Here is a 22,919-nt window from a genome sequence, read left to right as displayed (position 1 = left end):
CACTTGTCAATCTTCACTTTATGAAGCTTTTAGTCTTAGATAATTACGACTCATTCACCTACAATCTCGTCTATATTTTACGAGAGTTAGGGCTACGGCCTGATGTTATCCGAAACAATAAAATTGCGCTTGAAGCGGTAAGCCAATACGATAAAATTCTGCTGTCGCCGGGGCCTGGTATCCCATCGGAAGCAGGCATCATGCAGGAGCTGATTACCGAATACGGTTCAACAAAAAGCATTTTAGGTGTATGCCTCGGTCATCAGGGCATTGGCGAAGCCTACGGTGCCAGCCTGGAAAACCTCGGCGACGTTTTGCATGGCGTAGCACATCGGGCAACCGTTACTGATCGCTCCGAGCGCCTTTTCGCTGATATTCCCGACGAACTAACGGTTGGCCGCTACCATTCATGGACGGTCATGCCCGACTCGATGCCTGCCGAACTACATACTACGGCGGTCGATGAACACGGGCGCGTCATGGGATTGGCCCATACACGCTACGACGTAAGAGGCCTGCAATTCCACCCCGAATCTGTTCTGACAGAAAACGGTGTGAAAATGATTCAGAACTGGTTGTCGATATGAAACTGGCTGAGATTGTTCCATGGGGGCGAACATTGACCGAATACCAGCTGATGTTTGGGCTAACAGACACAGACCTGTCAAAACGGATTTTGGGCGTTGGCGATGGCCCTGCCAGTTTCAACGCTCAAATGACCGCGAAGGGTTATTCAGTTATATCGGTTGACCCTATTTATGCTTTCTCCGCCGATGAAATCAGAATGCGCATTACCGATACGTATCAAGTTATTACTGACCAGCTTAACGCAAATGCACATCAGTACAACTGGACAACGTTTCGAAATGTGGATCAGCTAGGCAGTGAACGAATGGAGGCTATGAACCTGTTTTTGGCCGATTACGAAAAGGGACGTAGCGTAGGTCGCTATTTAAACCATTCGTTGCCAGCTCTTCCGTTTGCTGACCAATCGTTCGATCTGGCGTTGTGTTCGCATCTGCTTTTTCTATATTCTGGGCAGCTTTCAGAGCGCTTTCATCTGGAATCAATACAGGAACTACTTCGCATAGCCACTGAAGTTCGCATTTTTCCCCTGATGACGCTGGACAATCAGCCCTCGCCTTATCTGGCAAGAGTTCTGGATCTTTGTCAGCAACACAATCTCGACGCCGACATTGTACCCGTTGATTATCACTTCCAGAAAGGGGCTTATCAACTGTTACGAATCAAGCATAAATCTCAGTAGCGTTTTTGCATACTTATCCCATGAAAGCCATTTTAAATCACTTATTTGAATACAAATTCCTCACCAAAGAACAGGCCCGACAGGTCTTGCTTGGCATTGGTCGTGGGGAATATAACGCAGCCCAAATCGCATCATTTTTAACCGTTTATATGATGCGGAGCATTCGCCTGGAAGAGCTCGAAGGCTTTCGGGACGCCATGCTGGAACTTTGCTTACCCATTGATCTAACCAGCTACGACCCTATGGATTTATGCGGCACGGGTGGCGATGGCAAAGATACGTTTAACATCTCAACCCTATCGTCGTTTGTGGTGGCCGGGGCCGGTCAGTGCGTAGCGAAACACGGTAATCACGGGGTTTCGTCGCTGGTAGGTTCATCAACCATCATGGAGCGACTTGGCTACCAATTCACTAATGATATAGGCGAATTACAGCGAAAAATGGAAACAGCGGGTATTTGCTTTCTGCACGCTCCCCTCTTCCACCCGGCAATGAAAAACGTAGCACCCATCCGCCGTGACCTTGGAGTCAAAACATTTTTCAATGTATTAGGCCCCATGATCAACCCCTCAAAGCCTCAAAAACAGCTCGTTGGCGTATTTAACCTTGAATTGGCTCGATTATATGCGTATCTTTATCAGCAAACTGATAAACAGTTTATGATCATTCATGCCTTGGATGGCTACGATGAAATTTCATTGACCGGTGGATTCAAAGTGATCAGCAATCAAACCGAACAGGTTTTGGTGCCAGAACAACTGGGAATGAACGTATTAACCCCTGAATCATTGGCAGGAGGGCAAACATTGGATGAGTCTGCGCAGATATTCATGAATGTTCTGAATGATGAAGCAACCGCTGCGCAGAAACAGGCCGTTCTGGCAAATTCAGCCATGGCATTAGTAGCGGCCGGCAAAGCAACAACGCGGGAAGATGCGGTAGCGCTGGCCAGAGAATCGTTAGAAAGCAAACGGGCACTAGCCTGCTTTAAGAAATTAATCGAATAAGAACGAATATCCCCATTCGTTCAGCCGCGAGGCTAACCATATAAGTCACAGTAGCAGCTGGCCAGATGGCTAAACGGACGGGGATGTCCGTTTCTACATACGAAATGACGATTTTAGACGAAATTATTGCTCAAAAGCGAATCGAAGTAGCTCAACGCAAAGAGGCCTCCCCCGTGTCTGTACTGGAACAAATGCCCGACTTCAAACGTCACCCGTTGTCGGCACGAGAAGCCATCCAAGGATTACACTCAACAGGCATTATTGCCGAGTTTAAGCGTAAATCGCCCTCCAAAGGTATTATTAACGACCAGGCCGACGTAGCGCTGACTACGCAGGGATACGTAGCAGCCGGGGCTGCCGTTCTATCGGTTTTGACGGATGAGCCTTTTTTTGGCGGCACACCTGCCGATCTTCAGGCTGCTCGTCTTGCCAACCCGTCGACGCCCATTCTACGCAAGGATTTTGTCATTGATGAGTATCAACTGTTCGAGGCAAAAGCCTGGGGTGCCGATCTCGTTCTGCTCATTGCCTCCTGCCTAACGCCAGCCGAAGTAAAAGCGTTGAGCGAACAAGCCCAGAACCTGGGGCTACAGGTGCTGCTCGAAGTACACGATGAGGATGAGCTGGATCAGACGTTAATGCATAGCATTGATCTGGTCGGCGTTAATAACCGTAATCTGAAAACGTTTACTACGTCCATCGATACGTCACTCCGACTGGTTGATCGGATTCCTGACACGTTTGGCAAGATTACAGAAAGCGGTCTACATGATGCCGAAACCATGTTCAATCTGTTCAGAGCTGGATTTGATGGTTTTCTGATTGGCGAAGCCTTTATGAAAACAGCTGATCCGGCTGCGGCACTACGTAGCATCGTTACTGATTTTACTTCACGAATGCCCACCTTTGAAAACTCGTTTACATCATGAAAATAAAAGTGTGCGGTCTGAGAGACGCTGAGAACCTGAAAGAGATTGCCGCCCTTGGTCCTGATTTTGTAGGATTCATTTTCTACGATCAGTCGCCCCGTTTTGTTGGAGACGATTTGAATGAGGACGTAGTGAAGTCATTACCCCGTTCCATTCGCAAAGTGGGTGTTTTTGTCAATGCCAGCCCGGACTACATACTCCGGAACGTAAAGAAGTATGATTTCCAGTACGTTCAGCTCCATGGCAACGAAACCCCTGACTATTGCCGTAGCCTGAGAAATAGAGGTATAAGCCTTATCAAAGCCTTTCGGGTTGATGAGTCGTTCAACTTTTCGATGCTCAACAACTACAAAGCCCACTGCGATTTCTTTCTATTCGACGCCAAAGGCGATCAACCCGGTGGTAATGGCATTACGTTCGACTGGAGCATTTTACGGCGGTACGATAACGAAAAACCATTTCTAATCAGCGGTGGCATTGGCCTCGACAACCTGGATCAGCTGGATCAACTGAAAGGCATGAAACTCTACGGCGTCGACGTAAATAGTCAGGTCGAAGTATCGCCAGGTGTGAAAGACGTAGCAAAAGTGAAAGAACTGATCGATCGCGTTCGGCCGGTAGAAGAAGAAGAAACGGTGTAATGGCTGTCGTTAACGATTTATGAGTTTTGGTTAAAGCCAATACACAACAAAGCAATAAGGCAAACCTATAATAAACCCAGTGTTGTGGGGCTTATTGACGTATCAATAACTCCGAATGGGCACCTTTGGCTAGAAGTTAACGAATTCTTCTGCTTGAATGCTGTAGAAAACGAGACGCATATCTGGCAATAAGGCTACTAGAATAAGTCTGACTTCATAGATTGCCCTATATAAATCTGCTTCAGGCCTGCGCTTAATCAAGCACTAATTTTATGCAAACCACTCTTGAACCAACAACCTCGTTTGAGGTTTCCGATAAAGGCTTTTATGGCCACTTCGGTGGCGCTTTTATCCCTGAAATGCTCTACCCTAACGTAGAGGAATTGCGTCAGAACTATCTCAGTATCATAGCTGACCCTTCCTTTCAAACTGAGTTCTGGCAACTGCTTGAAGACTACGTTGGCCGGCCAACTCCTCTGTTTTTAGCGAAACGATTGTCCGATAAAATTGGCGCAACAATTTACCTCAAGCGGGAGGACTTGTGCCATACGGGTGCGCATAAAGTGAATAATACCATTGGGCAGATTCTGGTAGCGCAACGACTGGGCAAAAAACGAATCGTAGCCGAAACGGGCGCTGGTCAACACGGCGTTGCCACGGCCACTGTCTGTGCGCTGATGGGCCTGGAATGTATCGTCTACATGGGAAGCATCGACATGGAGCGGCAGAAACCGAACGTAGATCGTATGCGTATGCTGGGTGCTACTGTTGTTCCGGCTACGTCGGGAAGCCAGACGCTGAAAGATGCAACTAACGAGGCCATGCGCCACTGGATCAACAATCCAGTTGACACCCACTACATTATTGGTTCGGTAGTTGGCCCGCACCCCTATCCAGATATGGTTGCCCGTTTCCAGTCTGTGATTTCGCAGGAAATAAGAAAACAACTCGCAGCCAAAACAGGTCGCGAAACCCCCGACTACGTAGTGGCCTGCGTTGGGGGCGGCAGCAATGCGGCAGGTGCCTTTTTTCACTTCCTGAGCGAACCTTCCGTACGTTTGGTAGCAGCAGAAGCCGCTGGCCAGGGCGTTACGTCGGGACATTCGGCCGCAACAACAGCTTTAGGTAAGCCAGGGGTACTGCATGGTAGCCGGACCATTTTGATGCAAACCGAAGATGGCCAGGTAGTTGAACCATACTCTATTTCTGCCGGATTGGATTATCCGGGCATCGGACCACTTCATGCGCATCTCTTCGATTCGGGTCGCGGAGATTTTTACGCCATTACGGACAACGAAGCCCTGGCAGCTGGTTTCGAACTAAGTAAGCTCGAAGGAATCATTCCAGCTCTTGAATCAGCCCATGCGCTGGCGGCTCTATCAAAAATGAATCTGAAAGCTGACGATGTTGTCGTTGTCTGTCTGTCGGGTAGGGGCGATAAAGACTTAAGTACCTATTCAAAGCATCTGTAAGGACGTAGCGTGGACGTCTACGTCCGCGTTGATCACTTTTACATGCACCAAGCTACACGGACGTAAACGTCCACGCTACAACTATGACTCAGGAATTAACCCAAAACCGCATAACCAGTCTGTTTACGCATAAGCGTGAACGGATTTTGAATGTTTACTTTACTGCTGGCTTTCCTGCTTTAGACGATACCGTAACCGTTCTGCGTAGTTTGCAGGAAGCGGGTGTCGATATTGTTGAGATTGGTATGCCGTATTCCGATCCGGTAGCCGATGGAGAAACAATTCAGCAGAGTAACGGAAAAGCGCTGGAGAATGGAATTTCCGTCAAGAAACTGTTTGACCAATTAGCCGACTGCCGGAAGGATCAACCCGATGGCCCGATCAGCGTTCCCATTTTGCTGATGGGCTACATCAATCCAATTCTTCAGTTCGGCATCGAAAAATTCTGTCAAAAGTGCCAGGAAGTAGGTGTCGACGGCGTTATTCTACCCGATCTACCACTCGATTTGTATTTAGCTGAGTATGCACACGTTTTCCGAGAATACGGTATTCTTAATGTAAACCTGATTACCCCGCAGACCTCAGAAGCACGCATCCGATTCATCGATAACGAATCGGATGGCTTTATCTACATGGTTTCGTCGGCCAGTATTACAGGATCTGTGAAAGGGATAAGCGACTCTATGAAAGCTTATTTTGAGCGCATTCAGGCGATGAATTTGAAAAATCCACGCTTGATTGGCTTCGGTATTAATAACCACGAAACCTTCGACACGGCCTCTCAGTACGCTAATGGCGCTATTGTGGGTAGTGCATTTATCCGACACTTACAGGAAAACGGTACGTCCGCAGACAGCATTCGGGCGTTCGTGCAGACGATTCGCGCCTAGCGATTTACCTTTGTAGCATGAATTCCGACATTAATTTTGATAAATCGCCTGATGGGCTGGTTCCGGCCGTTATTCAGGATGCCGAAACGGGTAAGGTTCTTATGCTGGGCTATATGAACCAGGAGGCTTACGATAAAACCGTTTCAGATAATATTGTTACGTTTTTCAGTCGCAGCAAGCAACGGCTCTGGACCAAAGGCGAAACATCCAATAACTTCCTGCATGTACGGGATATTCTTGTCGATTGCGACGGCGATACGTTGTTGATTAAAGCCACTCCTGCAGGGCCAGTTTGCCACACGGGTGCTGACACGTGTTTTGAAGAGACCAATCGTGGGAAAGGCCAGTTCCTCAATTATTTGCAGGACATTATTCACGATCGCCGTGCCAATCCGTCGGAGAAATCCTATACAGCCTCTTTATTTAGCAAAGGCGTTAACAAGATCGCTCAGAAAGTGGGAGAGGAGGCCGTCGAGCTGGTTATCGAAGCTAAAGATGATAACGACGACCTGTTCAAAGGCGAAGCGGCTGATTTACTTTTTCACTTTTTGGTGCTTCTGGAGCAAAAAAATATGCATCTGGACGATATTGTGGCCGTATTACAGTCCCGGCATCAAAAACAATAGCCTCAGGTTTGCGGTTTGCTTTTCAGCGTTATCAGGCAGCACAGTGTTGCCTGAGTAATGTTGCTCACCAAACACAAACTCTTTTTTCATGGGACTGATTATTCGAATCCTGATTAGCGCGGTGGCGGTTTACGTTGCCAGCTTATTTATTCCAGGTGTTTCCGTAGCTGGCGGTGCCGGAACATATCTTATTGTAGCCATTGTACTGGGCTTCCTGAACGCATTCGTTAAGCCGATCCTGACCGTTCTGACCATTCCAATTACCATTGTTACGCTGGGCTTATTCCTGCTGGTTTTGAACGTATTGATGGTGTATTTAGCCGATTCGTTGATTTCTGGTTTCGATATAACAGGTTCCGGTATTAGCTATTTCATTACAGCACTACTTTTTAGTTTTGTTGTTTCTGTAATAACCGCGCTTATCGACGCTATTGTCTAATTACTATTTATTCATTTTAGAAAAGCCATACCTTACGGATATGGCTTTTTCTCGTTGTAAGCTGTAATATAGCCGAATGAACTTTATTGAAACGTCCGAAGCACCTGCCCCTGGAGGCCATTATTCACAGGCCGTTGAGCATAATGGTCTGATATTTATATCAGGTATTCTACCCATTACGCCAGCCGGTGAAAAATTGACCGACGCTACGTTCTCGGAGCAAACCGAACAGGTTCTGAAGAATCTCGACGCCATTCTCGCTGCCGCTGGCAGTGAACGTAGCAACGTGCTCAAAGTAACTGTTTTTATCACCGATATGAGTGCCTGGGGATCAGTCAATCAGGTGTATGCGCAGTTCTTTGGCGATCATAAACCGGCTCGTTCCGTTGTGCCGGTTTTGCCGCTACATTATGGTTTAAAGATTGAATTAGAAGCCGTTGCTACACGTTGACCCTAACTAAAGGAGTTGTCAATGCCTCTAGCTTACAACGTTTCTTCTTTATTCGTTCGTGTATTAATAACCGGAAGACCTTCGATTAGGGCGCTACGTTCGATGCCATCCAGAAAAGACATTTGTCCTTCCTGATTCCGGCTTTCCCGAAAACGAGAATAGACGTAACCCTCATCAACGGACAGACCAGGTATGCCGTTTAATTTATCCTGCTTGACAAAATAGGCATTGTTTCCTGCCTGATTACAGCCAACGAAGGCATATCCCTTTTCGATGGCTAAATTATACAAGGCGGGGAGCGAAGCGCCGAAGTATAAGTAGGAGTAATGAGCCTGCTCACGCACAAAATCAGGCTTATAAGGGACGCTAATTGATCGCTCAGCCCCAAAAAGGCTATTATATTCAACAACCACAATATCGGCATCAACCACGGTAATTGCTTTCCAGACCCAATAATCGTTGCCATCGATATCAATACTGAGCAACCCGATCTGCCCAGTAATTCCATTGTTAATGAGCAACTGATTGATGTTTTCAGCGGTAACAAAACTCGCAACAGCTTTTAAGCTATGACGCCAGTAAAATGCACTGGCCTTAATGGAATCGATGAAGGCTGGCGAACCATCGATAATCAACCCCTTCCAATTATCGTTCAGTAGCAAAAACCGGGTGTTGGCTTCTTCGTAATTTTCAACACCAAATTCAACAAACGTATCCACACGAGGTTTAATACGACTGATTAAGTATTGAATAATACCATCATCGCCAAACTGGGAAAATACTTTAAATTCTGCTTCTCTCAGGGAATTAGCTTGTCGAGCTAGTTTCGCTAACGCTGCGCCCATCACCAGTTTAGTCGCTGCATTATCTTCTCTTGCCTGTCGAAGCTGGTTTTGTACTTCGCGAATTTGTTCTTGCAGGGGTTCGTTGAGAAATCGCCTTATTTTTCTTTTCATACGACACAAACGTGAGGTCTGTTAGCCTGCCTGAATATAGGTCCGAATAGCGTCAAACCTTTAATCGAAACCATAAACCTAGTATATATTCCAATAAACTTGCGGTCCTGGGACCTATGCTACATTTGCTTCAACATTCTTCCATTGAGGACTCTAATCGCATAAACTCTGTTACGTCGGGCCACACCTCGATCATGAATTTGAGCCTTTTTTAGCCTTTCATTTGAGTTAGTCAACCTGACCGGTTACTAACTCAAATGAAAGCCATACACGTTCTTCTATTTACTTTTATCCACACTTATCTTGTTCATTACCATGAAGACACGTTCTATTCTTGCCATCCTGATCGTTCTATTCACGTTTGCTGTTAGCTGCAAGAAAAATAGTGATCCAGATCCAGGAGGCCCTTGTACGCAGGCAAACCTAACGGCCAAATCGAACGCTTATTCGGCGGCTATTAACACATATGCAGCTTCCCCAACTTCGGCTAACTGCAAATCGGTTGTTGCGGCATACGATGCCTATCTGGCCGCAGCCCAGAACTGTAATTTCGTAACACAGGCGCAACTGAAAGCCATTCAGGATGCCCGAGCATCTCTGGTTAGCAGTTGCAATTAAACCTTACTTCGTAGGCGCTACCTGCACCCGACCACCCGCCGAATGGGCTGCAAATTCAGGCGCATAGAAGCACTGTACCGTAGCGACTCCCGCCGAGAAATTACCTGTCTGAGCAACGCGCAAGTCATACTCAAACACGTGTGTACCCACAGGCAGGTAATTCATAAAGAAGTCGGTGCTGGCATCGCGGGGCGCTTCGTAATAGCCTAACCCGTTCTGATACTTATAGCCCGACAAAGCCGCTACCGGTTCAAAACCGGATGCCCGGCTGTCTTTCAGGTGGACGTATTCCATTAGTCGGTCCGTTTTCAGAATTAACCGCACCTTAATTAGGTCGCCCGGCTTAAGCGACGTTTTGCCATCTACGGGTGTGATAACAGGACCGCTTGGCGAATCACGTTGTATGTACAGTGTTTTCTGAACCGATAGTCCGGCACTACCAGGCATCACACGGTCGAGTGGTTCAAAATGCTGCCAGTACAGCGCCCCCCAGGCTGGGCCTTCTCCTTTTTTAGTAATCTGGATTACGCCCATATCGGGTTTAATTTCCGACGCTACGTAGGTTATTTTCTCATAACCGGTAATTTGTTCGGTTTTCGTAATCCGGCTCTCGATAGACTGCCCCCCCAGGCTAACCTGCGTATTCATTTTCGTATCGAGCCAGTCGCCACCACGTAGCAACAAGGCATAAACAGCTTCGGTCGTTGCTTTCGTCGATGACCACGATTGGGTCTGTTTCTGACGTAGCAACCAGCGTTTCATAGCATCGACCAGAGCCTGATCCTGCCTGATTTCATCAAAGGCTTCAATCAGATACGCCTGGGTTTCGATAGGCGTCTGGTACCATTGCAAGCCACTTACGTTATCGGGCCAGTACGTTCCCAGCTCTTCCGACTGACGAGTCCGTTCGAGCAACGATTTCAAAATACCATTAGGCGTTACTTTGTCGCCAAACCGATGCAAGGCCAGGGCCGAGAACGCCTGTCCCTGCAAGCTCTGCTTAAGCCAGTCTTCGGCAACACGTTGCTTCAGGTAAGCAAGCAGGGCTTTATCCAGCGGTTTATCCTGATAAAAGCTACGCGCATACAGATACTGCGTTGCCGAAAAGTACCAGATGCTGTTCGTCTTATTTTTCTTCTGCTCCTCAACCCACTTTTCCATTTCGGCATCTGCATAGCGAATCGCTTTCGTCTGCATATCGGTGATAGACGCCTGCAAGTCGGAGGAAAAGTTTACGCCCAGTTTTTGTAAATGCCCTAATCCACTCAGAATGTGCAGTGTCATTGGCAAGCTGGGCTGCATACCACCAAACCAACGGAAGCCGCCATTCTCAGCCTGGAGTTGTGCTAGTTTTGCAAACGCCTGCTCCTGTTCAAGACTTAGCCGGTTTTGATCGAGCAGTATACCTAGTTGCGCCTGACGAGCGGATTCCGAACGAGCTTCAGCCAGCCAGGGCGAGTTTTCGAGCGCTACGGCTCGTAGCTCTTCGTTTGATTGCAGCGGATTTCTGGGCGGATTCTTTTGCCACTCGGCAATAACCTGCTTAAAGGCAGGCTTACTGTTAATAATATGAGCAGCCAGGCTGTTGGCATACAAACGACTGAACAGTTGCTCAACGCACTCATACCGATACTCCATCAGATAGGGCAGCGATTGAAGCGCATACCAGCCCGGATTGCTCGTTACTTCTACCGTCAGTCGCTCATGCTGAACCGGCAACTCAGGGTTCAGACTGGTCAGCGCTTTCAGCTTAAATTCTTTCGTTTCGCCCGAACGCGATCCGTTTATCCAAAATGGCTGCGTATCAGTAACGAGCATCCGGTTTGGCAGGACGGGCAGCGTAAATTCTTCGCCATCGGTAAAGCTTCCTGACTGGGCTGTCAGTCGATACGTAACGGTTTCAACCCCAGCCGGAACAATCAATGTCCATCCGACGGCCTGCCCCTGGCCGCCCGCTATGGTTACGTTCGTTTGTGAGTTACTACGTAGCAGTTTCTGATTGATAGGCTCCCCCGTTAAGCCGTCCACCAGATTCAGGCTGGCAACTACGGCCATCGACTTATCGGTCAGGTTATTCACGCGGGCTGTTACGCGAATGGTGTCTCCTTCACGCATGAAGCGAGGAGCATTCGCTGTAATCATCAGCTCTTTTTGCGTAACCACTTCCCGTTCGAGCGTACCCGTTTTCAGATCCTTTGTGTGGGCAAAGGCCAACAAACGCCAGCGGGTTAAGGCTTCAGGCATCGTAAATTTAAGCACGATACGTCCCTGATCATCTGTTTTGACCTGCGGAATAAAGAACGCCGTTTCGTTAAAATTCCGGCGGGGATTTATCAACTCTGGCTGCGACTGTGGTTTGTTGGGTGCACCTGCCGCATCGTTCGACAGGTTAGCCATATCCTTTTCGGCTGCCACCGATGCCTCAACAGCCATAGGAGCGGCCATTCGAGCCGTGTTCATCTTGGCAACTGCACCGGTAACATCTCTCCGCTGCTGTGTGCCATATCCGACTACAACCACTTCGCTTAGTTCACGAGTATCGGGGGTCAAGCGAATCGAGACAGCTTTTTGCTTGATAACAGCCTCGTTCGTTGTGTATCCTACAGCCGAAATCACCAGCATTACGTCTTCTTTCGCCGAACCGGCTGTTAATGAGAATTTACCTTTCGCGTCCGTTACAGCAGCCGTTGTTGAACCACTTATCAGAATAGTAATGCCCGGAACAGCCGAACCATCTTTGAGTTTGGCCGTACCACTGATTGTATTTCCACTACGTTGAATAGACAGGCGAACGGCGGCATCCAGTTCTTTCAGTGTACTGGTACGTACTATATGCGAAAATGGACGGTTTCCGTACGGAGAATACCGATACCCCATCCAGCTTAACTGATCGTAGCGAAGGGTCTGAAACTGCGGCTGTGGCCGATATTGGTAAAAAAGTGCATTGCTGTGTTGCGCATTAAAGCTACCAGACTGCCAACCGTAAAACATTGGAGAATAAACCTGATAGACAGATGTTTGCCAATCGAGCCGATCAAACATATCCAGCGACGCGTCGTACAGCGTAGCTACCATTTCGGCAGGCTTTTTGTCAAGTCCAGCGATCGTTAGTGTCCATTCTTCCTGCTGACCGGGTTTGAGCTTATTCCGAAATGTCTGCGTATTGATGGTAAGCTGTTTGTTGGTAAATGGAACTGTTATCGGCTGTGTTTTCTGATACAGCCGACCATCTTGTACCATCGCAAAATGAACGGCAAAACCTCCTCTTTCTTTTTCCGTTACGGGTAACCCTATGCGTTTCGGCTTGCCGTCGGTCTGAATCCATTCCTGCCGAACAATGCGTCGGTTTTGCTCGACTAACATCAGCACCCAGGACGGCTGGCGATTACCAACCCAGAAAATAGCCTCCTGCCCTGGCTCGGCCGTAGCTTTACGGACTTGTACCCAGCTATCGATACGTGCCGATGCCGTTGGCTGCTTGTCATCAACGACGGCGAAAAAGGCCCGCTCTTTGGTAGTTTCTCCCGACGAATCTGTTACGCTAAATTCCGCTACGTACTCGCCAGCGCTATAGGTATTAATAGTCGGTTTTACGAGCGAATCAGCCGGATACGTAATGGCTTGTTGCTGTACGACAGCGCCTTTAGGCCAGGAACGCGGATCATTTTCAGCAGCATACAAATCATTGGGAAACAATTTTTCAAACTCGTCCCGACTCAATAACTGCCGATCTGGGCGGCTCCACAAACGATTTCGCAGTTGGCGGGAGGGCGGTTGCAGTTTATAGACGGTTAGCTGGCCTTTGGCCGATACTTTTTCACCCGATTGATTGGTGATACGTATCGGAAATGGCTCAGGATTATTCTTTTCTATCTGATCGGGTATGGCGAGTTCAGCCTGTAAAGCCGAATAACCAATGCTGAGCGTTTGGGTTGTGCTACGTGTTTCGCCAGCACGATCTGTTACGTCGATTGTTAGTTCGAAATCAAAAACGGGGTTATCCTGGCGAGATTTTTCCCGATCTGGCAGGGCGGTGAAGCTGATGTTCACATTTCCTTTCTCGTCAGTTTGAGCCGTTCCGTTCGCAATTTCGGTCTGATTTACGTTTCGGGGCATATACCACCAATACCAGCGCTGACGAAGTTTTCGCACAACCCGATAGCGCACCTCGGCTCCATCAACAGTCGCCCCCGAAAAGGTTTTGGCTTCGGCTGTTACCGTAACAAGCTGATCTAATTTGAATGCCCTTTTGATTGGCTTAGTCTTGACCTCAAAGGTTGGCCGTTTGTATTCCTCAACCCGAACACTGGCCGATCCGAAGGCGCTCTGAATCGTCATCGCGCCCGTCAGTTTCCCAACCGGAGCGGTGAACGTAGCGGCAAACGTACCAAACTCGTTTGTTTTCAGTGTTTGTTTCGATACTCGTTCGCCGTTATAATCAATCAGTTCAATCGCTACGTCCCGATCGGCCACCACAGCGTACTGGTTCGTTTTCCCTTCGTAAACCAAACCTTTCACATAAATCAGCTGGCCGGGCCGATAAATAGCCCGATCAGTGAATAGCTTCGTAACGGTTTGAGAACGCTCTTCATCCGTATTATTGGCAAATCGATAATGATATTGACGGTCGGAAACTAATGTATCTTTCCCACTTGCAATCAGATATACAAATGCACTTTGAGTTGGCAGCAAACTCATCGATACGGTACGCTGCCCGTTTTTATCGGTTAGGCCAAGCGTACGCTTGTCAGCGTTGTTTACTTTCCCCGTTTCAACAATGGTTACCGCTACGTCGGCTAACGGCGCACCCGTTGTACGATTGGCAACGATCAGTTTCTGACTGGCTTCGTTGTTGTTATTCACTGGCTCAAGCAAATAACTAAGCGACGAAACCGAGAAGGCTGCGTACTGAACCGTTTCTGCTTTCTCCGTGAATTTATCGTCGGTTATTGCCAGAAGCAGATAATGGCCTAGTGGCAACCCTTTTATCGGCATTTCAACCGAATGTCGATTCAGATCACCATCGTCAGGAAGGTTTACTGAGTTTTCAAGTACTACCGCCCGCTTTAGCCAGGACGCATATTTCTTCCGCTGGATTTCCTCACCCTGATTGTCGCGATACGTTTCTAATTCCGCAACCGATAAGCGTATGATGCGATACGTAACTTTTCGGACGTTCTGATAACTGACCAATGCCCGAAACGGCTGATCTGGGACGTTTACGTGCTCTACCTGCAACGAATATGTTGGATTGAGTAAACGACTTAATAACAACGTCGCTTTTTTTGCGGCCTGCGTTTTGGGAAAGCGTTTGATGAGATCCTGACAAAGATCAGCCGCTCGCTTGTTGTTCCAGCGCGACTGCTTTTCTGGCTCCGTTTCAGCGGTCAACTCATTATCGTCGAGCGGACGCACGGGAGGATCAAAATTGGCTAACGCTTCCGCGAGTTGATACGCATAAACGGCTTCAGCAGGTTGATTTTTATACTGCGCGATTCCTTTTTCGAGCGCTTGCTGGTATAACGAATCTTTATTGGAAACAACACTATGCTGGTTTACAAATGATAGCCGCAATACATCTACATCAGCCAGAGCGGCCGCGTTGTTGTCGGCCAAATGAAAAGCCAGTAATTGCTGATAAAGCAGCAAAGCCTGAAAACGGCCCGACAACGAATCCCGGCTCTGAATCGTCAGTTTGGTAAAGGCATCGGGGCTCGCAAAATAGCCCGGCTGATCAAGCTCGAACTTAAAAATAGGCTTCAGCAAATCGGGTTCTGTATTCTGAAAGAAGCCAATAGCCCGATGGGCCAGCAAATCATAGAGCGTAGGACGTAGTGGGCGCGTTTCTGGATCACCTTTTTCAATAAGCACATCGAAGGCGGACACGGGCGTTTTTTGAAGAATATCCTTCGCCTTTACCGATGCCAGATAAGCCTCGGTTATACGTTCGATAAGATGATTGGCATCCCAGGTTCTAAAATCGGCAGTAGAATCGGTCGTTTCTGTATTTCCTGTTGACACATTCGGTTGCCCGCTGCCTTTTATAGGTCGTCCAACTGTAGTGCGGTTATAAAACTTATACCGGTTTTGCTGAAAATACTGCCAGTAAATATCCGCCATTACCGACTGTAATACCGACTTGGCAGGCTCGGGTGTATCGCGTATATCGGCCTCCATCGAACGAACCAGTTCGACATAAGCCTGTTCGTCGGAATAGCTACGAAAAAACATCCGGTGCATGGCCGCTTTGGCTATCTGCGGGTAATTATTCTGCGCTTTAGCTTCTTTATAAATTCGATTGGCAATGGCCAACGCTGATTTTGGGAGTCCTTTGTCCGCTAACGAATCGGCTCGTCGCCAGTCGCGGGTATAATCAGGGGGATTCACAGTTCCGCCTTTCTGAGCTGAAGTAGTCAACGTAGTGAACAGAAGAATCAGGATGAGACTATAATGCATAGCTTTTGTTACGTAGGTAGATTGCTGTGATAGATGAATGAACAGCTGTTTTTCCACAAACCCACATCTATGACTCCAATTTGTGAGTTAGGGTTTAATGTATTGCTGTTGCTGGGTATATTTAAGGGCTTACAGCCTGCTAACCAAGAATGACTATGCCAACCGTTTTACTCCTGCTTTTTTACGCTGCTACGTTCCTAACGCCACCCAAACCCGAAAAAACCTACCCGATTGGTCAGATCAAAACCAATATGGGAGAGGTGCTTTTCTGGCTCTATGACGAAACACCTACTCACAAAGCCAGTTTTATTAAACTGGCCAATCAACAGTATTGGGATACGTTAACCTTCAATCGGGTCATCAAAAACTTTGTTGCTCAGGGCGGCTGCCCTGATACGCCTGCGGGTTTTTCTGACTCTCCTTATCTGTTGAAACCCGAGTTTCGCCCAACCATCCGTCACGTATATGGTGCGGTTGGAGCCGGGCGCGACGACAATCCCGGCATGTTATCAGCGGGTTGTCAGTTTTATATCGTTCAGAACAAAGAAGGCCTACACCGACTCGACGACAAATACACCGTTTTTGGTCAGGTTTTTAAGGGCATGGATGTTATTGACGCTATTGTCGCCGTCAAAACCGACTCTACCGATACACCTTTATCACCCATCAAGCTGGACGTGAACGTAGTAAATCTGACGGCTGCGGAATTGAAAAAATTGGGGTATACGGTTAACAAATAACCTACTACAACACCCTGATTTAAAGACTATTTACTGTTTCAACAAGAAAGCAGCCAGGTCAGCCAATTGTTGATTGCTCAGCCCCATTGCCGCCGGATCAGGCATCAGACTGGTTTTATACTGACGACGCGAGAAGATCTGATCGGCAGGTATGGTATGCTTAAAGCCTTTAATGCCTTTTATTACAACAGACTGCTCGCTATCGCTGACCAGAAACCCATAAAACGTTTGTCCTTTCTTGGTCGTGATTAGCCAGGGCTCATAGCCAAACGCGATGCCAGCACTAGGATAGAGAATCGCATCCAGAAGGCCATTTTTATCTAACTTCTGATGTATTTTCGTCAGATCGGGGCCAATGTCGGCTCCCTGCTGGCCATGCCGATGACACGTAGCGCAATTCGTTCTGAAAACGGTACGGCCCGATTGTTCGTTGCCCGTCAACAGCGCAATCTGTGTAATTGGCGAATCGGCGTTAGTTGGTGTTGAACCAGTTCCTTTCGTATCTGATTTATCGATAGACGTTGTTTCAGCAGGCGCTTTAGCGGTGGCGATTTCTGCTATGGCCGGTTTCTCTGGTTTGGGCTCTGACTTTTTAGAAAAATACTCTTTCGCCATTGTCCGAACGCTCTGATCTGGGTTTTTCAGGATGGCGGGCCCAACTGCTTTTATTAACTCGTCGGATAGCTTACCATCGGCAGCAAGCCCCACCAGCACTTTGCCGCCTTCGGGATCGCGAGCCAGTTGGAGGGCAGCCTTGCGCTTTTCTGAATTAGACGTATACTCATTGAGAAATAGCTCCCGTTTAGCAATCATGGCTTGTTCTTCAGCAGAAATTTTAGTGGGTGCTACGTCTTCCCAATTCAACAGGGTGGCCCAGTCGTTACCGCGCCGGAAATTAACCCAATAGTTAGCCTGATCGGCGATATCTTTTTCCGGCGATTTAGTTAGATCTACCATCGCTTTGGCTGCCGCCTGACTCTTGATAAAGCCTAACGTAACGACAGCCTGCTTGCGAGCATCGACCGTCAATTTCGACGATTCAGCGCGTTTTTTAAGCTGGGGCACCAACGTAGCGGGATGTAACTCCCACACCAGATTAGCCGTCTTCTGATCCCATTCGAGCGGATCAGTACCCATTGACAAACGTAAGTCGGCTACCAGGGCATCTTCCTTCCCGTCGGCGGCCTGACCAAGTGCAGTCAAATAGTAACGGTCCTGACCGTCGTAGCCCTTGATCAGATTCAGCAACATAAATCGACAATCGTTGTACGGAACATCCCGTAGCGCAATAGCAACTTCACGCCGAACCGCTGGGCTGGGATCATTGGCCAGATTTCCTAATAAGGGGAGAAGCGCTTTCTGGGAAGCCGTTAACGCCGGAATCGATTTTGAGTTTTCGGGCGTTATACTACGTAGCGCCCGTAGGGCTGTGATACGTACGGGCGTATCAACAGCTTTCAGAAGCCGCTCCACCTCAAACTGTCCTTCAGCACCCAGGTGCGCCAGTAAGAAAATAGCCCGCGCCCGATGGTAGGGATTTGGCGAAGTCAGTAAAGCCATAACCGGTTCGATGACTTTCTCGCCCTGCTCTTCCAACGCTTCGAAACCCAGTACACGAACATTTACGGCTGGATTCAGCAAGGCCGCAATCTGGCCCTGCGTTGTTCTCAGATCGATTTTAGGCGCTTTAAGGTTTTTACCTTTGGGAGTTATGCGATAAATACGGCCATAGCCTGTCTGATCCTTCATTTGATGCCCACCAACAACAGGATCGTACCAGTCAGCAACATAAATAGCGCCGTCTGTACCCACCGCTATGTCGCTTGGCCGAAACCATTTACGGGTATCTTTCTCGATATTGTTCCACTTATAGTTCTCATCAACTTTCGGGAACGTACTGATAAAATCAGTTCGGGATAAGCGAAAACCAGCCCCAACAGGCTCAGGCTTATAGCTAAAAATAACGTTACGTCCAGCTTCAGCGCTCAACAGCATACCCCGATAATTTGGCCCCAGCTCATCGCCTTCATACATGACCATACCCGTAGGAGAGCCCGATCCCGTAATGTCGCCCACGGGCATAACGCCAGGATCTTCCTGATGCCAATGAGCCGTTGGAATCACTTGTCCGGGCCGCTGATCGGCTTTCCAGGTACGTGTACCGTCATTGCTGAAATAACCTGCATTACCGCCTTCCATCAACCAGCTCGTCCGACAGGCAACCACTTCATCGTCGTTATCATTCTGCCACATATTTCCGTACGAATCGAGTGCCGTTTCGTAATTGTTACGGAAGTTGTGGCCCATCACTTTTAAGTCCGATCCGTCAGCGTTGATACGTAACGCCATACCGCCTGTCCAGACCCGGCCATCGTCGCTTACCTGATTACCATGATTGATTTTGTTGTATGGCGTACCTCCAACATACAAGCTACCGGAACGTAGCGTCCAGCCATCTTTATCGGTTACGACGTGTGGGCCAGCATTGCCGGTATTGAAATAATACTTCCCGTCGGGGCCAGCCACCAGCGCATGAAGCGAGTGATCGTGATCTAATCCTCCAAAACCGGTGAGCATGACTTCCTTCCGATCGGGCTTATCGTCGCCGTTTTCGTCCGTATAAACGACCAAATTTGGTGCACAGGACACAATCACCTTATTGCCGATAACCGCAATGCCCATTGGCGAAACCAGCTCAGGATCGGTCACAAATACCTTACTCTTATCTGCTTTACCATCGCCGTTGGTATCCTCCAGAATAACGATACGTTCTCCCTCGGGATGGTCGAGCCGACCTTCCGGTTTATTATTGAATTTTCGGTAATTAACCGCTTCCGTAACCCAAACCCGTCCTCTGGCATCGATGTCGATGTTCGTTGGATTATAAAACATCGGTGCTTCGGCCCACAACGTAGCCTCAAGATCGTCGGGCAAATACAAGGTATTCGTGCTTGAATCAGCGCTAACCGCCACGCTACGTAACGATGGAGGCTCGTTGTGATAGCCAGACTTAAACGCTAGTTTAGGCTGAAATACCTGACCTGCCAGCAGAAACAACCCTATGGTCGTAAAAATCAGGGGGGTAGTGTTAACGGAAAAGACTGTTCTCATAGACATAAGCAGAGACAAACCTATTAAATTGGTACTTGAAGCGTCAATTCGGCGGTTTGCCCTGTAAAAATTAAACAAATAGGGAACGTACTGTTTTATTATTTTCGATATAGCTTTCCAGCTTCGACTTACCCGGTGGCACGGCTCCTTCTAGCTGAAGCCACCCCGAATAGCCAATGTCATCGAGCGCTTGTCGAACTTTTGCCAGATCAACTTTGCCTTTTCCCAGCAAATAACCGTTCTCTTTGAGGTGAAACTCGCAGATACGCTCTTTGCCAAGATCGCGAATCTCGCGAAAGATGTCATAGCCCATCACCGATGAATTACAGACATCGTAATACACCTTGATAGCCGGAGAACCTACCGCATCCATAATGGCCAGATGCTCAGCCGCCGATAACCAGGACTCTATGCCTAACGTAACGCCCGCTTTTTCAGCTTTGGGTGCTACGGCTTTCAGACGGTCAATAACAACCTGCGTTCCTTTAAGGTCGTTCTTCAGGTCATTTTTCGAGAAAAAGGCCAAAAGGATCGTTTTGACTCCTAGTGCTTTCGCTACGTCTACACTATCCTGAACCCATTCTTCCGTGCGAGGATCTGATTTGTAGGGAATTTCGTTCAATAGCCCAATTGCCAAACCGCTAACACGAACGCCCGCTTCCTCAGCGGCTTGCTTATGCGCATTTAAAATAGCGGGTTTTCGTAAGTGCTCGTGATCCGAAGCCGTATTTAAACTCACCTGGACTCCATCGAGCCCTATTGTTTTCGCCACAGCAAACGAGCTACTATCGCCAGCCGGCCCAATCGACCAATCGCAAGCTCCAATGCTGAATCGATCCGGCTTATTTCCTGCCGAGGAAACTATCGGGTACGTTAGTGCCGTTAAACCAGCTCCCAGTGAATAACGTATCGCGCTTCGACGGTTCATACTTCTTTAGTAGAGGTTTTTCAAAGATACGTGTATTACTTTACCCAGTAAAAATTATCCTATTTTCGTGTTTACTGTAATACGGGTATAAAATCCGAAAAAACTTCGATGCTATTACAACCGTTTCGGTTGAAGTAGGGTCTTCAGGTTGTTAACATGCCATGCAGGATGAATACGCATTAGTCGAAGGGTGCCGACGACAAGATCGAATTGTACAGCGACAGCTCTATGAGCGATTCGCCGGGAAGCTCTTTGTCGTTTGCAAGCGATATATCCGTGACCCCGACGAAGCCGAAGATGTGCTGCAGGACGCATTTGTCAAGATTTACCGGCATATCGATTCGTTTCGATTTGAATGTCCGTTAGAAGCCTGGTTAAAACGCATTGTTATAAATACTGCTCTTAAACATCTACGTAAATTAAAACCGTGGGAAAACACCGCTGATGTACAGGATCTGGCCCCTGTACTACCTCAGGCCGACGAAAGTTTACCAACGCTAAACTATCAATATCTGCTGCAACTGATTCAGGAGCTTCCGCCCGGTTGTCGCACCGTATTTAACTTATACGCTATAGAAGGTTATAATCACCCCGAAATCGCAGCTATGCTGGATATTGCTGAGGGGACATCAAAATCACAATATGCCCGTGCAAGGGGACTTTTACTACAGAAATTACAATCGGATGGACACCCTGCTGAAGGACGGTCATAACGACTAATACGAATGAGATGGACGAATTAGAAAAAAATATTCCGGACGACTTTTGGCGGAAGGCTTTTGACGAAGCTTCCGAAGCGCCCCCCCCTCGGGTGTGGAGCGCTATCGAAAGTCGGCTGGACGAATCAAACGGACCGAAAATAGTGCCATTGTGGGGATTTGGCCTATCGGCATCGCGTCCGTTACAATGGGGAATGGGGGTAGCCGCTGCTATGGCCTTATTCCTGGTGGGCTGGTGGGCCATCAATACACAATCGACCAATACCGGTAATCGGGTTGCTCAGGTTACGGAGTCAAAGCATACCGACCAAACCGCAAGCAATCAAGCCAAGTCAACCCCAGAAACAACATCGGCTGATGGAACCAGACAACCGGATAAACAAACAACAAGCGAATCAGAAACGCTGATCGCCGATAATAACGTAGCAACATCAACTGAAAAAGAACGTATTGTAGCCCCAGAATCGAAGGCAAATCCCGTAAAAGCATCGATTGGTAGACGAATAAAGCAACTGAATCAGCCAGCTTTTACTCCTGAAAACCGTGTTACATCGCGTCTACCGGCGTCAGAGCGAAAGGCTTCAATACCGTTCGATTCGCCGAATGTAGCGATGTCGTTACGTAACTCTGGCCAAAATCCGGTTACGTCTGCCAACTACGCGAAAGCGGCTTCGTCTCAATCGTCGTTAATCAATACACCCCTGGCTCAATCGACAGAATCAGTGTCTGGGCAAAACGCGCAAATTAATGAGTTGGCAACCCGTCCGATGCACCTTCGTTCGCCAGGGCCAATTTACCGGATTGTATGGTTCCGCCCAGCTGAATTATCCGTTGAGCCAGAACGTAGTAAATCCAAACACGAGGCTAGAGAAGCCTGGGCATCGGTCAGCATGATGCCGAGTTCATTTAACCCATCGGTGTCGATTCGTTCCATGCAGGCCACAGCATTGAACACGGCGAGGTCGAATCAACCTTCGGTCAATAGCCGAGCTGATTTCTCAGTGGCCTATCAGGCAGGAGCGGGCGTTCAGCTGAATAAACACTGGTCGATTGAATCAGGAATAGGTTACCTATCCGGCCGGTCAACGGTTGAAAGTCCAGGCTCGATCTATACCTATAATTCCAGCCTGGTAGCTAACACGGTTCCTCAGTTGGATGCCTCAGTTGCCAATAATTTTTACGTAACCGCTGTTCGCAACAGTGTCCATCCAGACGCGAACGCTGCTAATAGTTACGCTAGTCCGGGCAATTACGATAAGATTGGGAATGCAATGATGGCTTATCAGAATTACGATAATCGATACCAGCAGTCTGTTACCAATAATTTCGATTATGTGCAGGTGCCTGTTCAGGTTGGTTATCAATTGCTGCCTAGCAAACGCCTGGGCCTATCGTTACTAGGTGGGTTCTTAACGAATATTTTTGTACGTAACACCGTCGGCAACGATCTGGTCATTACAAATAAAGACGGTGTTTATCGGCCGCTCTCGGTAGCCGCTTCTATGGGTGCCCGGTTCCGGTATCGGCCATCGCAACGTTGGTCGGCCTCGCTGGCAGGTATGTATCAGCCTTCTCTGGGATTAGGAACACGCCCAGAGTCGCAGATACAAAGCACGCCAACATCGACCGGAATGAGTTTTGGCCTTGATTATCACTTTTAATACGTTAG

Annotated in this window: 18 protein-coding genes; 14 read left to right on the top strand and 4 right to left on the bottom strand. The window is 48.1% G+C overall.

Annotated features, from left to right (window positions below):
• Positions 1-20 precede the first annotated feature (20 nt).
• The 10 genes from GK108_RS00255 (at position 21) to GK108_RS00210 (ending at position 7,722) form a co-directional block, all read left to right on the top strand.
• Entirely contained in the window at positions 21-587 is a 567-nt protein-coding gene (locus tag GK108_RS00255; RefSeq protein ID WP_163941040.1) for an anthranilate synthase component II, read from the top strand.
• Positions 584-1,267: a class I SAM-dependent methyltransferase gene (locus tag GK108_RS00250; RefSeq protein WP_163941037.1), complete on the top strand. Its 684-nt coding sequence runs from the start codon at positions 584-586 to the stop codon at positions 1,265-1,267. The genes GK108_RS00255 and GK108_RS00250 overlap by 4 nt, the downstream gene beginning before the upstream one ends.
• 20 nt (positions 1,268-1,287) lie before the next feature.
• Entirely contained in the window at positions 1,288-2,274 is a 987-nt protein-coding gene (gene trpD / locus GK108_RS00245) for an anthranilate phosphoribosyltransferase (protein WP_163941034.1), read from the top strand.
• Positions 2,275-2,378: 104 nt separating this feature from the next.
• The gene (gene trpC / locus GK108_RS00240) at positions 2,379-3,203 is read left to right on the top strand and encodes an indole-3-glycerol phosphate synthase TrpC (RefSeq protein WP_163941031.1); all 825 of its coding nucleotides are present in this window, start codon (positions 2,379-2,381) and stop codon (positions 3,201-3,203) included.
• Complete coding sequence (locus tag GK108_RS00235; protein WP_163941028.1) at positions 3,200-3,844, top strand: phosphoribosylanthranilate isomerase; 645 nt, start codon at positions 3,200-3,202, stop codon at positions 3,842-3,844. Before trpC ends, GK108_RS00235 begins: the two co-directional genes overlap by 4 nt.
• A gap of 272 nt (positions 3,845-4,116) precedes the next feature.
• The gene (gene trpB / locus GK108_RS00230) at positions 4,117-5,316 is read left to right on the top strand and encodes a tryptophan synthase subunit beta (RefSeq protein ID WP_163941025.1); all 1,200 of its coding nucleotides are present in this window, start codon (positions 4,117-4,119) and stop codon (positions 5,314-5,316) included.
• 83 nt (positions 5,317-5,399) lie between these two features.
• Positions 5,400-6,206, top strand: a complete 807-nt coding sequence (gene trpA, locus GK108_RS00225) for a tryptophan synthase subunit alpha (protein WP_163941022.1) — start codon at positions 5,400-5,402, stop codon at positions 6,204-6,206.
• Positions 6,207-6,223: 17 nt separating this feature from the next.
• Positions 6,224-6,832, top strand: a complete 609-nt coding sequence (gene hisIE, locus GK108_RS00220; RefSeq protein WP_163941019.1) for a bifunctional phosphoribosyl-AMP cyclohydrolase/phosphoribosyl-ATP diphosphatase HisIE — start codon at positions 6,224-6,226, stop codon at positions 6,830-6,832.
• Between the two features lie 88 nt (positions 6,833-6,920).
• The gene (locus GK108_RS00215; protein ID WP_163941016.1) at positions 6,921-7,271 is read left to right on the top strand and encodes a phage holin family protein; all 351 of its coding nucleotides are present in this window, start codon (positions 6,921-6,923) and stop codon (positions 7,269-7,271) included.
• Between the two features lie 76 nt (positions 7,272-7,347).
• Positions 7,348-7,722, top strand: coding sequence for a RidA family protein (locus GK108_RS00210; RefSeq protein ID WP_163941013.1), 375 nt, complete (start codon positions 7,348-7,350; stop codon positions 7,720-7,722).
• Between the two features lie 32 nt (positions 7,723-7,754).
• Here the strand turns inward: GK108_RS00210 and GK108_RS00205 are convergent, their stop codons facing one another.
• Positions 7,755-8,678 carry a hypothetical protein gene (locus tag GK108_RS00205; RefSeq protein WP_163941010.1) on the bottom strand — a complete coding sequence of 308 codons (924 nt, stop codon included), beginning with the start codon at positions 8,676-8,678 and terminating at the stop codon, positions 7,755-7,757.
• 315 nt (positions 8,679-8,993) lie between these two features.
• Between GK108_RS00205 and GK108_RS00200 the strand changes: the two genes are divergently transcribed.
• Complete coding sequence (locus GK108_RS00200) at positions 8,994-9,296, top strand: hypothetical protein (protein ID WP_163941007.1); 303 nt, start codon at positions 8,994-8,996, stop codon at positions 9,294-9,296.
• Between the two features lie 3 nt (positions 9,297-9,299).
• Here the strand turns inward: GK108_RS00200 and GK108_RS00195 are convergent, their stop codons facing one another.
• Positions 9,300-15,752 carry an alpha-2-macroglobulin family protein gene (locus GK108_RS00195; RefSeq protein WP_163941004.1) on the bottom strand — a complete coding sequence of 2,151 codons (6,453 nt, stop codon included), beginning with the start codon at positions 15,750-15,752 and terminating at the stop codon, positions 9,300-9,302.
• 155 nt (positions 15,753-15,907) lie between these two features.
• Between GK108_RS00195 and GK108_RS00190 the strand changes: the two genes are divergently transcribed.
• Entirely contained in the window at positions 15,908-16,492 is a 585-nt protein-coding gene (locus tag GK108_RS00190; protein ID WP_163941001.1) for a peptidylprolyl isomerase, read from the top strand.
• Positions 16,493-16,522: 30 nt separating this feature from the next.
• On the opposite strand, the gene GK108_RS00185 is transcribed toward GK108_RS00190, so the two are convergent.
• Together GK108_RS00185 and GK108_RS00180 are read right to left on the bottom strand one after the other, a co-directional pair.
• Positions 16,523-19,603: a PVC-type heme-binding CxxCH protein gene (locus GK108_RS00185; RefSeq protein ID WP_163940997.1), complete on the bottom strand. Its 3,081-nt coding sequence runs from the start codon at positions 19,601-19,603 to the stop codon at positions 16,523-16,525.
• Between the two features lie 70 nt (positions 19,604-19,673).
• Positions 19,674-20,531, bottom strand: coding sequence for a sugar phosphate isomerase/epimerase family protein (locus GK108_RS00180; RefSeq protein WP_163940994.1), 858 nt, complete (start codon positions 20,529-20,531; stop codon positions 19,674-19,676).
• 161 nt (positions 20,532-20,692) lie between these two features.
• On the opposite strand from GK108_RS00180, the gene GK108_RS00175 reads away from it, so the two are divergent.
• Both GK108_RS00175 and GK108_RS00170 read left to right on the top strand, forming a co-directional pair.
• Positions 20,693-21,244, top strand: coding sequence for an RNA polymerase sigma factor (locus GK108_RS00175; RefSeq protein ID WP_163940991.1), 552 nt, complete (start codon positions 20,693-20,695; stop codon positions 21,242-21,244).
• Between the two features lie 17 nt (positions 21,245-21,261).
• On the top strand, positions 21,262-22,911 hold the full coding sequence (locus GK108_RS00170; protein ID WP_163940988.1) for an anti-sigma factor: 1,650 nt from the start codon (positions 21,262-21,264) through the stop codon (positions 22,909-22,911).
• The last annotated feature ends 8 nt before the right edge of the window (positions 22,912-22,919 follow it).

The organism is Spirosoma terrae (genome assembly GCF_010435915.1).
GTDB lineage: Bacteria > Bacteroidota > Bacteroidia > Cytophagales > Spirosomataceae > Spirosoma > Spirosoma terrae.
The sequence above is the reverse complement of the archived record's forward strand: the minus strand, read 5'-3'. Positions and strand labels throughout refer to the sequence as shown.

Coding starts and splice junctions, on each gene's coding strand:
- GK108_RS00255 (WP_163941040.1), top strand. CDS start 21: ATGAAGCTTTTAGTCTTAGATAATTACGACTCATTCACCTACAATCTC.
- GK108_RS00250 (WP_163941037.1), top strand. CDS start 584: ATGAAACTGGCTGAGATTGTTCCATGGGGGCGAACATTGACCGAATAC.
- trpD (WP_163941034.1), top strand. CDS start 1,288: ATGAAAGCCATTTTAAATCACTTATTTGAATACAAATTCCTCACCAAA.
- trpC (WP_163941031.1), top strand. CDS start 2,379: ATGACGATTTTAGACGAAATTATTGCTCAAAAGCGAATCGAAGTAGCT.
- GK108_RS00235 (WP_163941028.1), top strand. CDS start 3,200: ATGAAAATAAAAGTGTGCGGTCTGAGAGACGCTGAGAACCTGAAAGAG.
- trpB (WP_163941025.1), top strand. CDS start 4,117: ATGCAAACCACTCTTGAACCAACAACCTCGTTTGAGGTTTCCGATAAA.
- trpA (WP_163941022.1), top strand. CDS start 5,400: ATGACTCAGGAATTAACCCAAAACCGCATAACCAGTCTGTTTACGCAT.
- hisIE (WP_163941019.1), top strand. CDS start 6,224: ATGAATTCCGACATTAATTTTGATAAATCGCCTGATGGGCTGGTTCCG.
- GK108_RS00215 (WP_163941016.1), top strand. CDS start 6,921: ATGGGACTGATTATTCGAATCCTGATTAGCGCGGTGGCGGTTTACGTT.
- GK108_RS00210 (WP_163941013.1), top strand. CDS start 7,348: ATGAACTTTATTGAAACGTCCGAAGCACCTGCCCCTGGAGGCCATTAT.
- GK108_RS00205 (WP_163941010.1), bottom strand. CDS start 8,678: ATGAAAAGAAAAATAAGGCGATTTCTCAACGAACCCCTGCAAGAACAA.
- GK108_RS00200 (WP_163941007.1), top strand. CDS start 8,994: ATGAAGACACGTTCTATTCTTGCCATCCTGATCGTTCTATTCACGTTT.
- GK108_RS00195 (WP_163941004.1), bottom strand. CDS start 15,752: ATGCATTATAGTCTCATCCTGATTCTTCTGTTCACTACGTTGACTACT.
- GK108_RS00190 (WP_163941001.1), top strand. CDS start 15,908: ATGCCAACCGTTTTACTCCTGCTTTTTTACGCTGCTACGTTCCTAACG.
- GK108_RS00185 (WP_163940997.1), bottom strand. CDS start 19,603: ATGAGAACAGTCTTTTCCGTTAACACTACCCCCCTGATTTTTACGACC.
- GK108_RS00180 (WP_163940994.1), bottom strand. CDS start 20,531: ATGAACCGTCGAAGCGCGATACGTTATTCACTGGGAGCTGGTTTAACG.
- GK108_RS00175 (WP_163940991.1), top strand. CDS start 20,693: ATGCAGGATGAATACGCATTAGTCGAAGGGTGCCGACGACAAGATCGA.
- GK108_RS00170 (WP_163940988.1), top strand. CDS start 21,262: ATGGACGAATTAGAAAAAAATATTCCGGACGACTTTTGGCGGAAGGCT.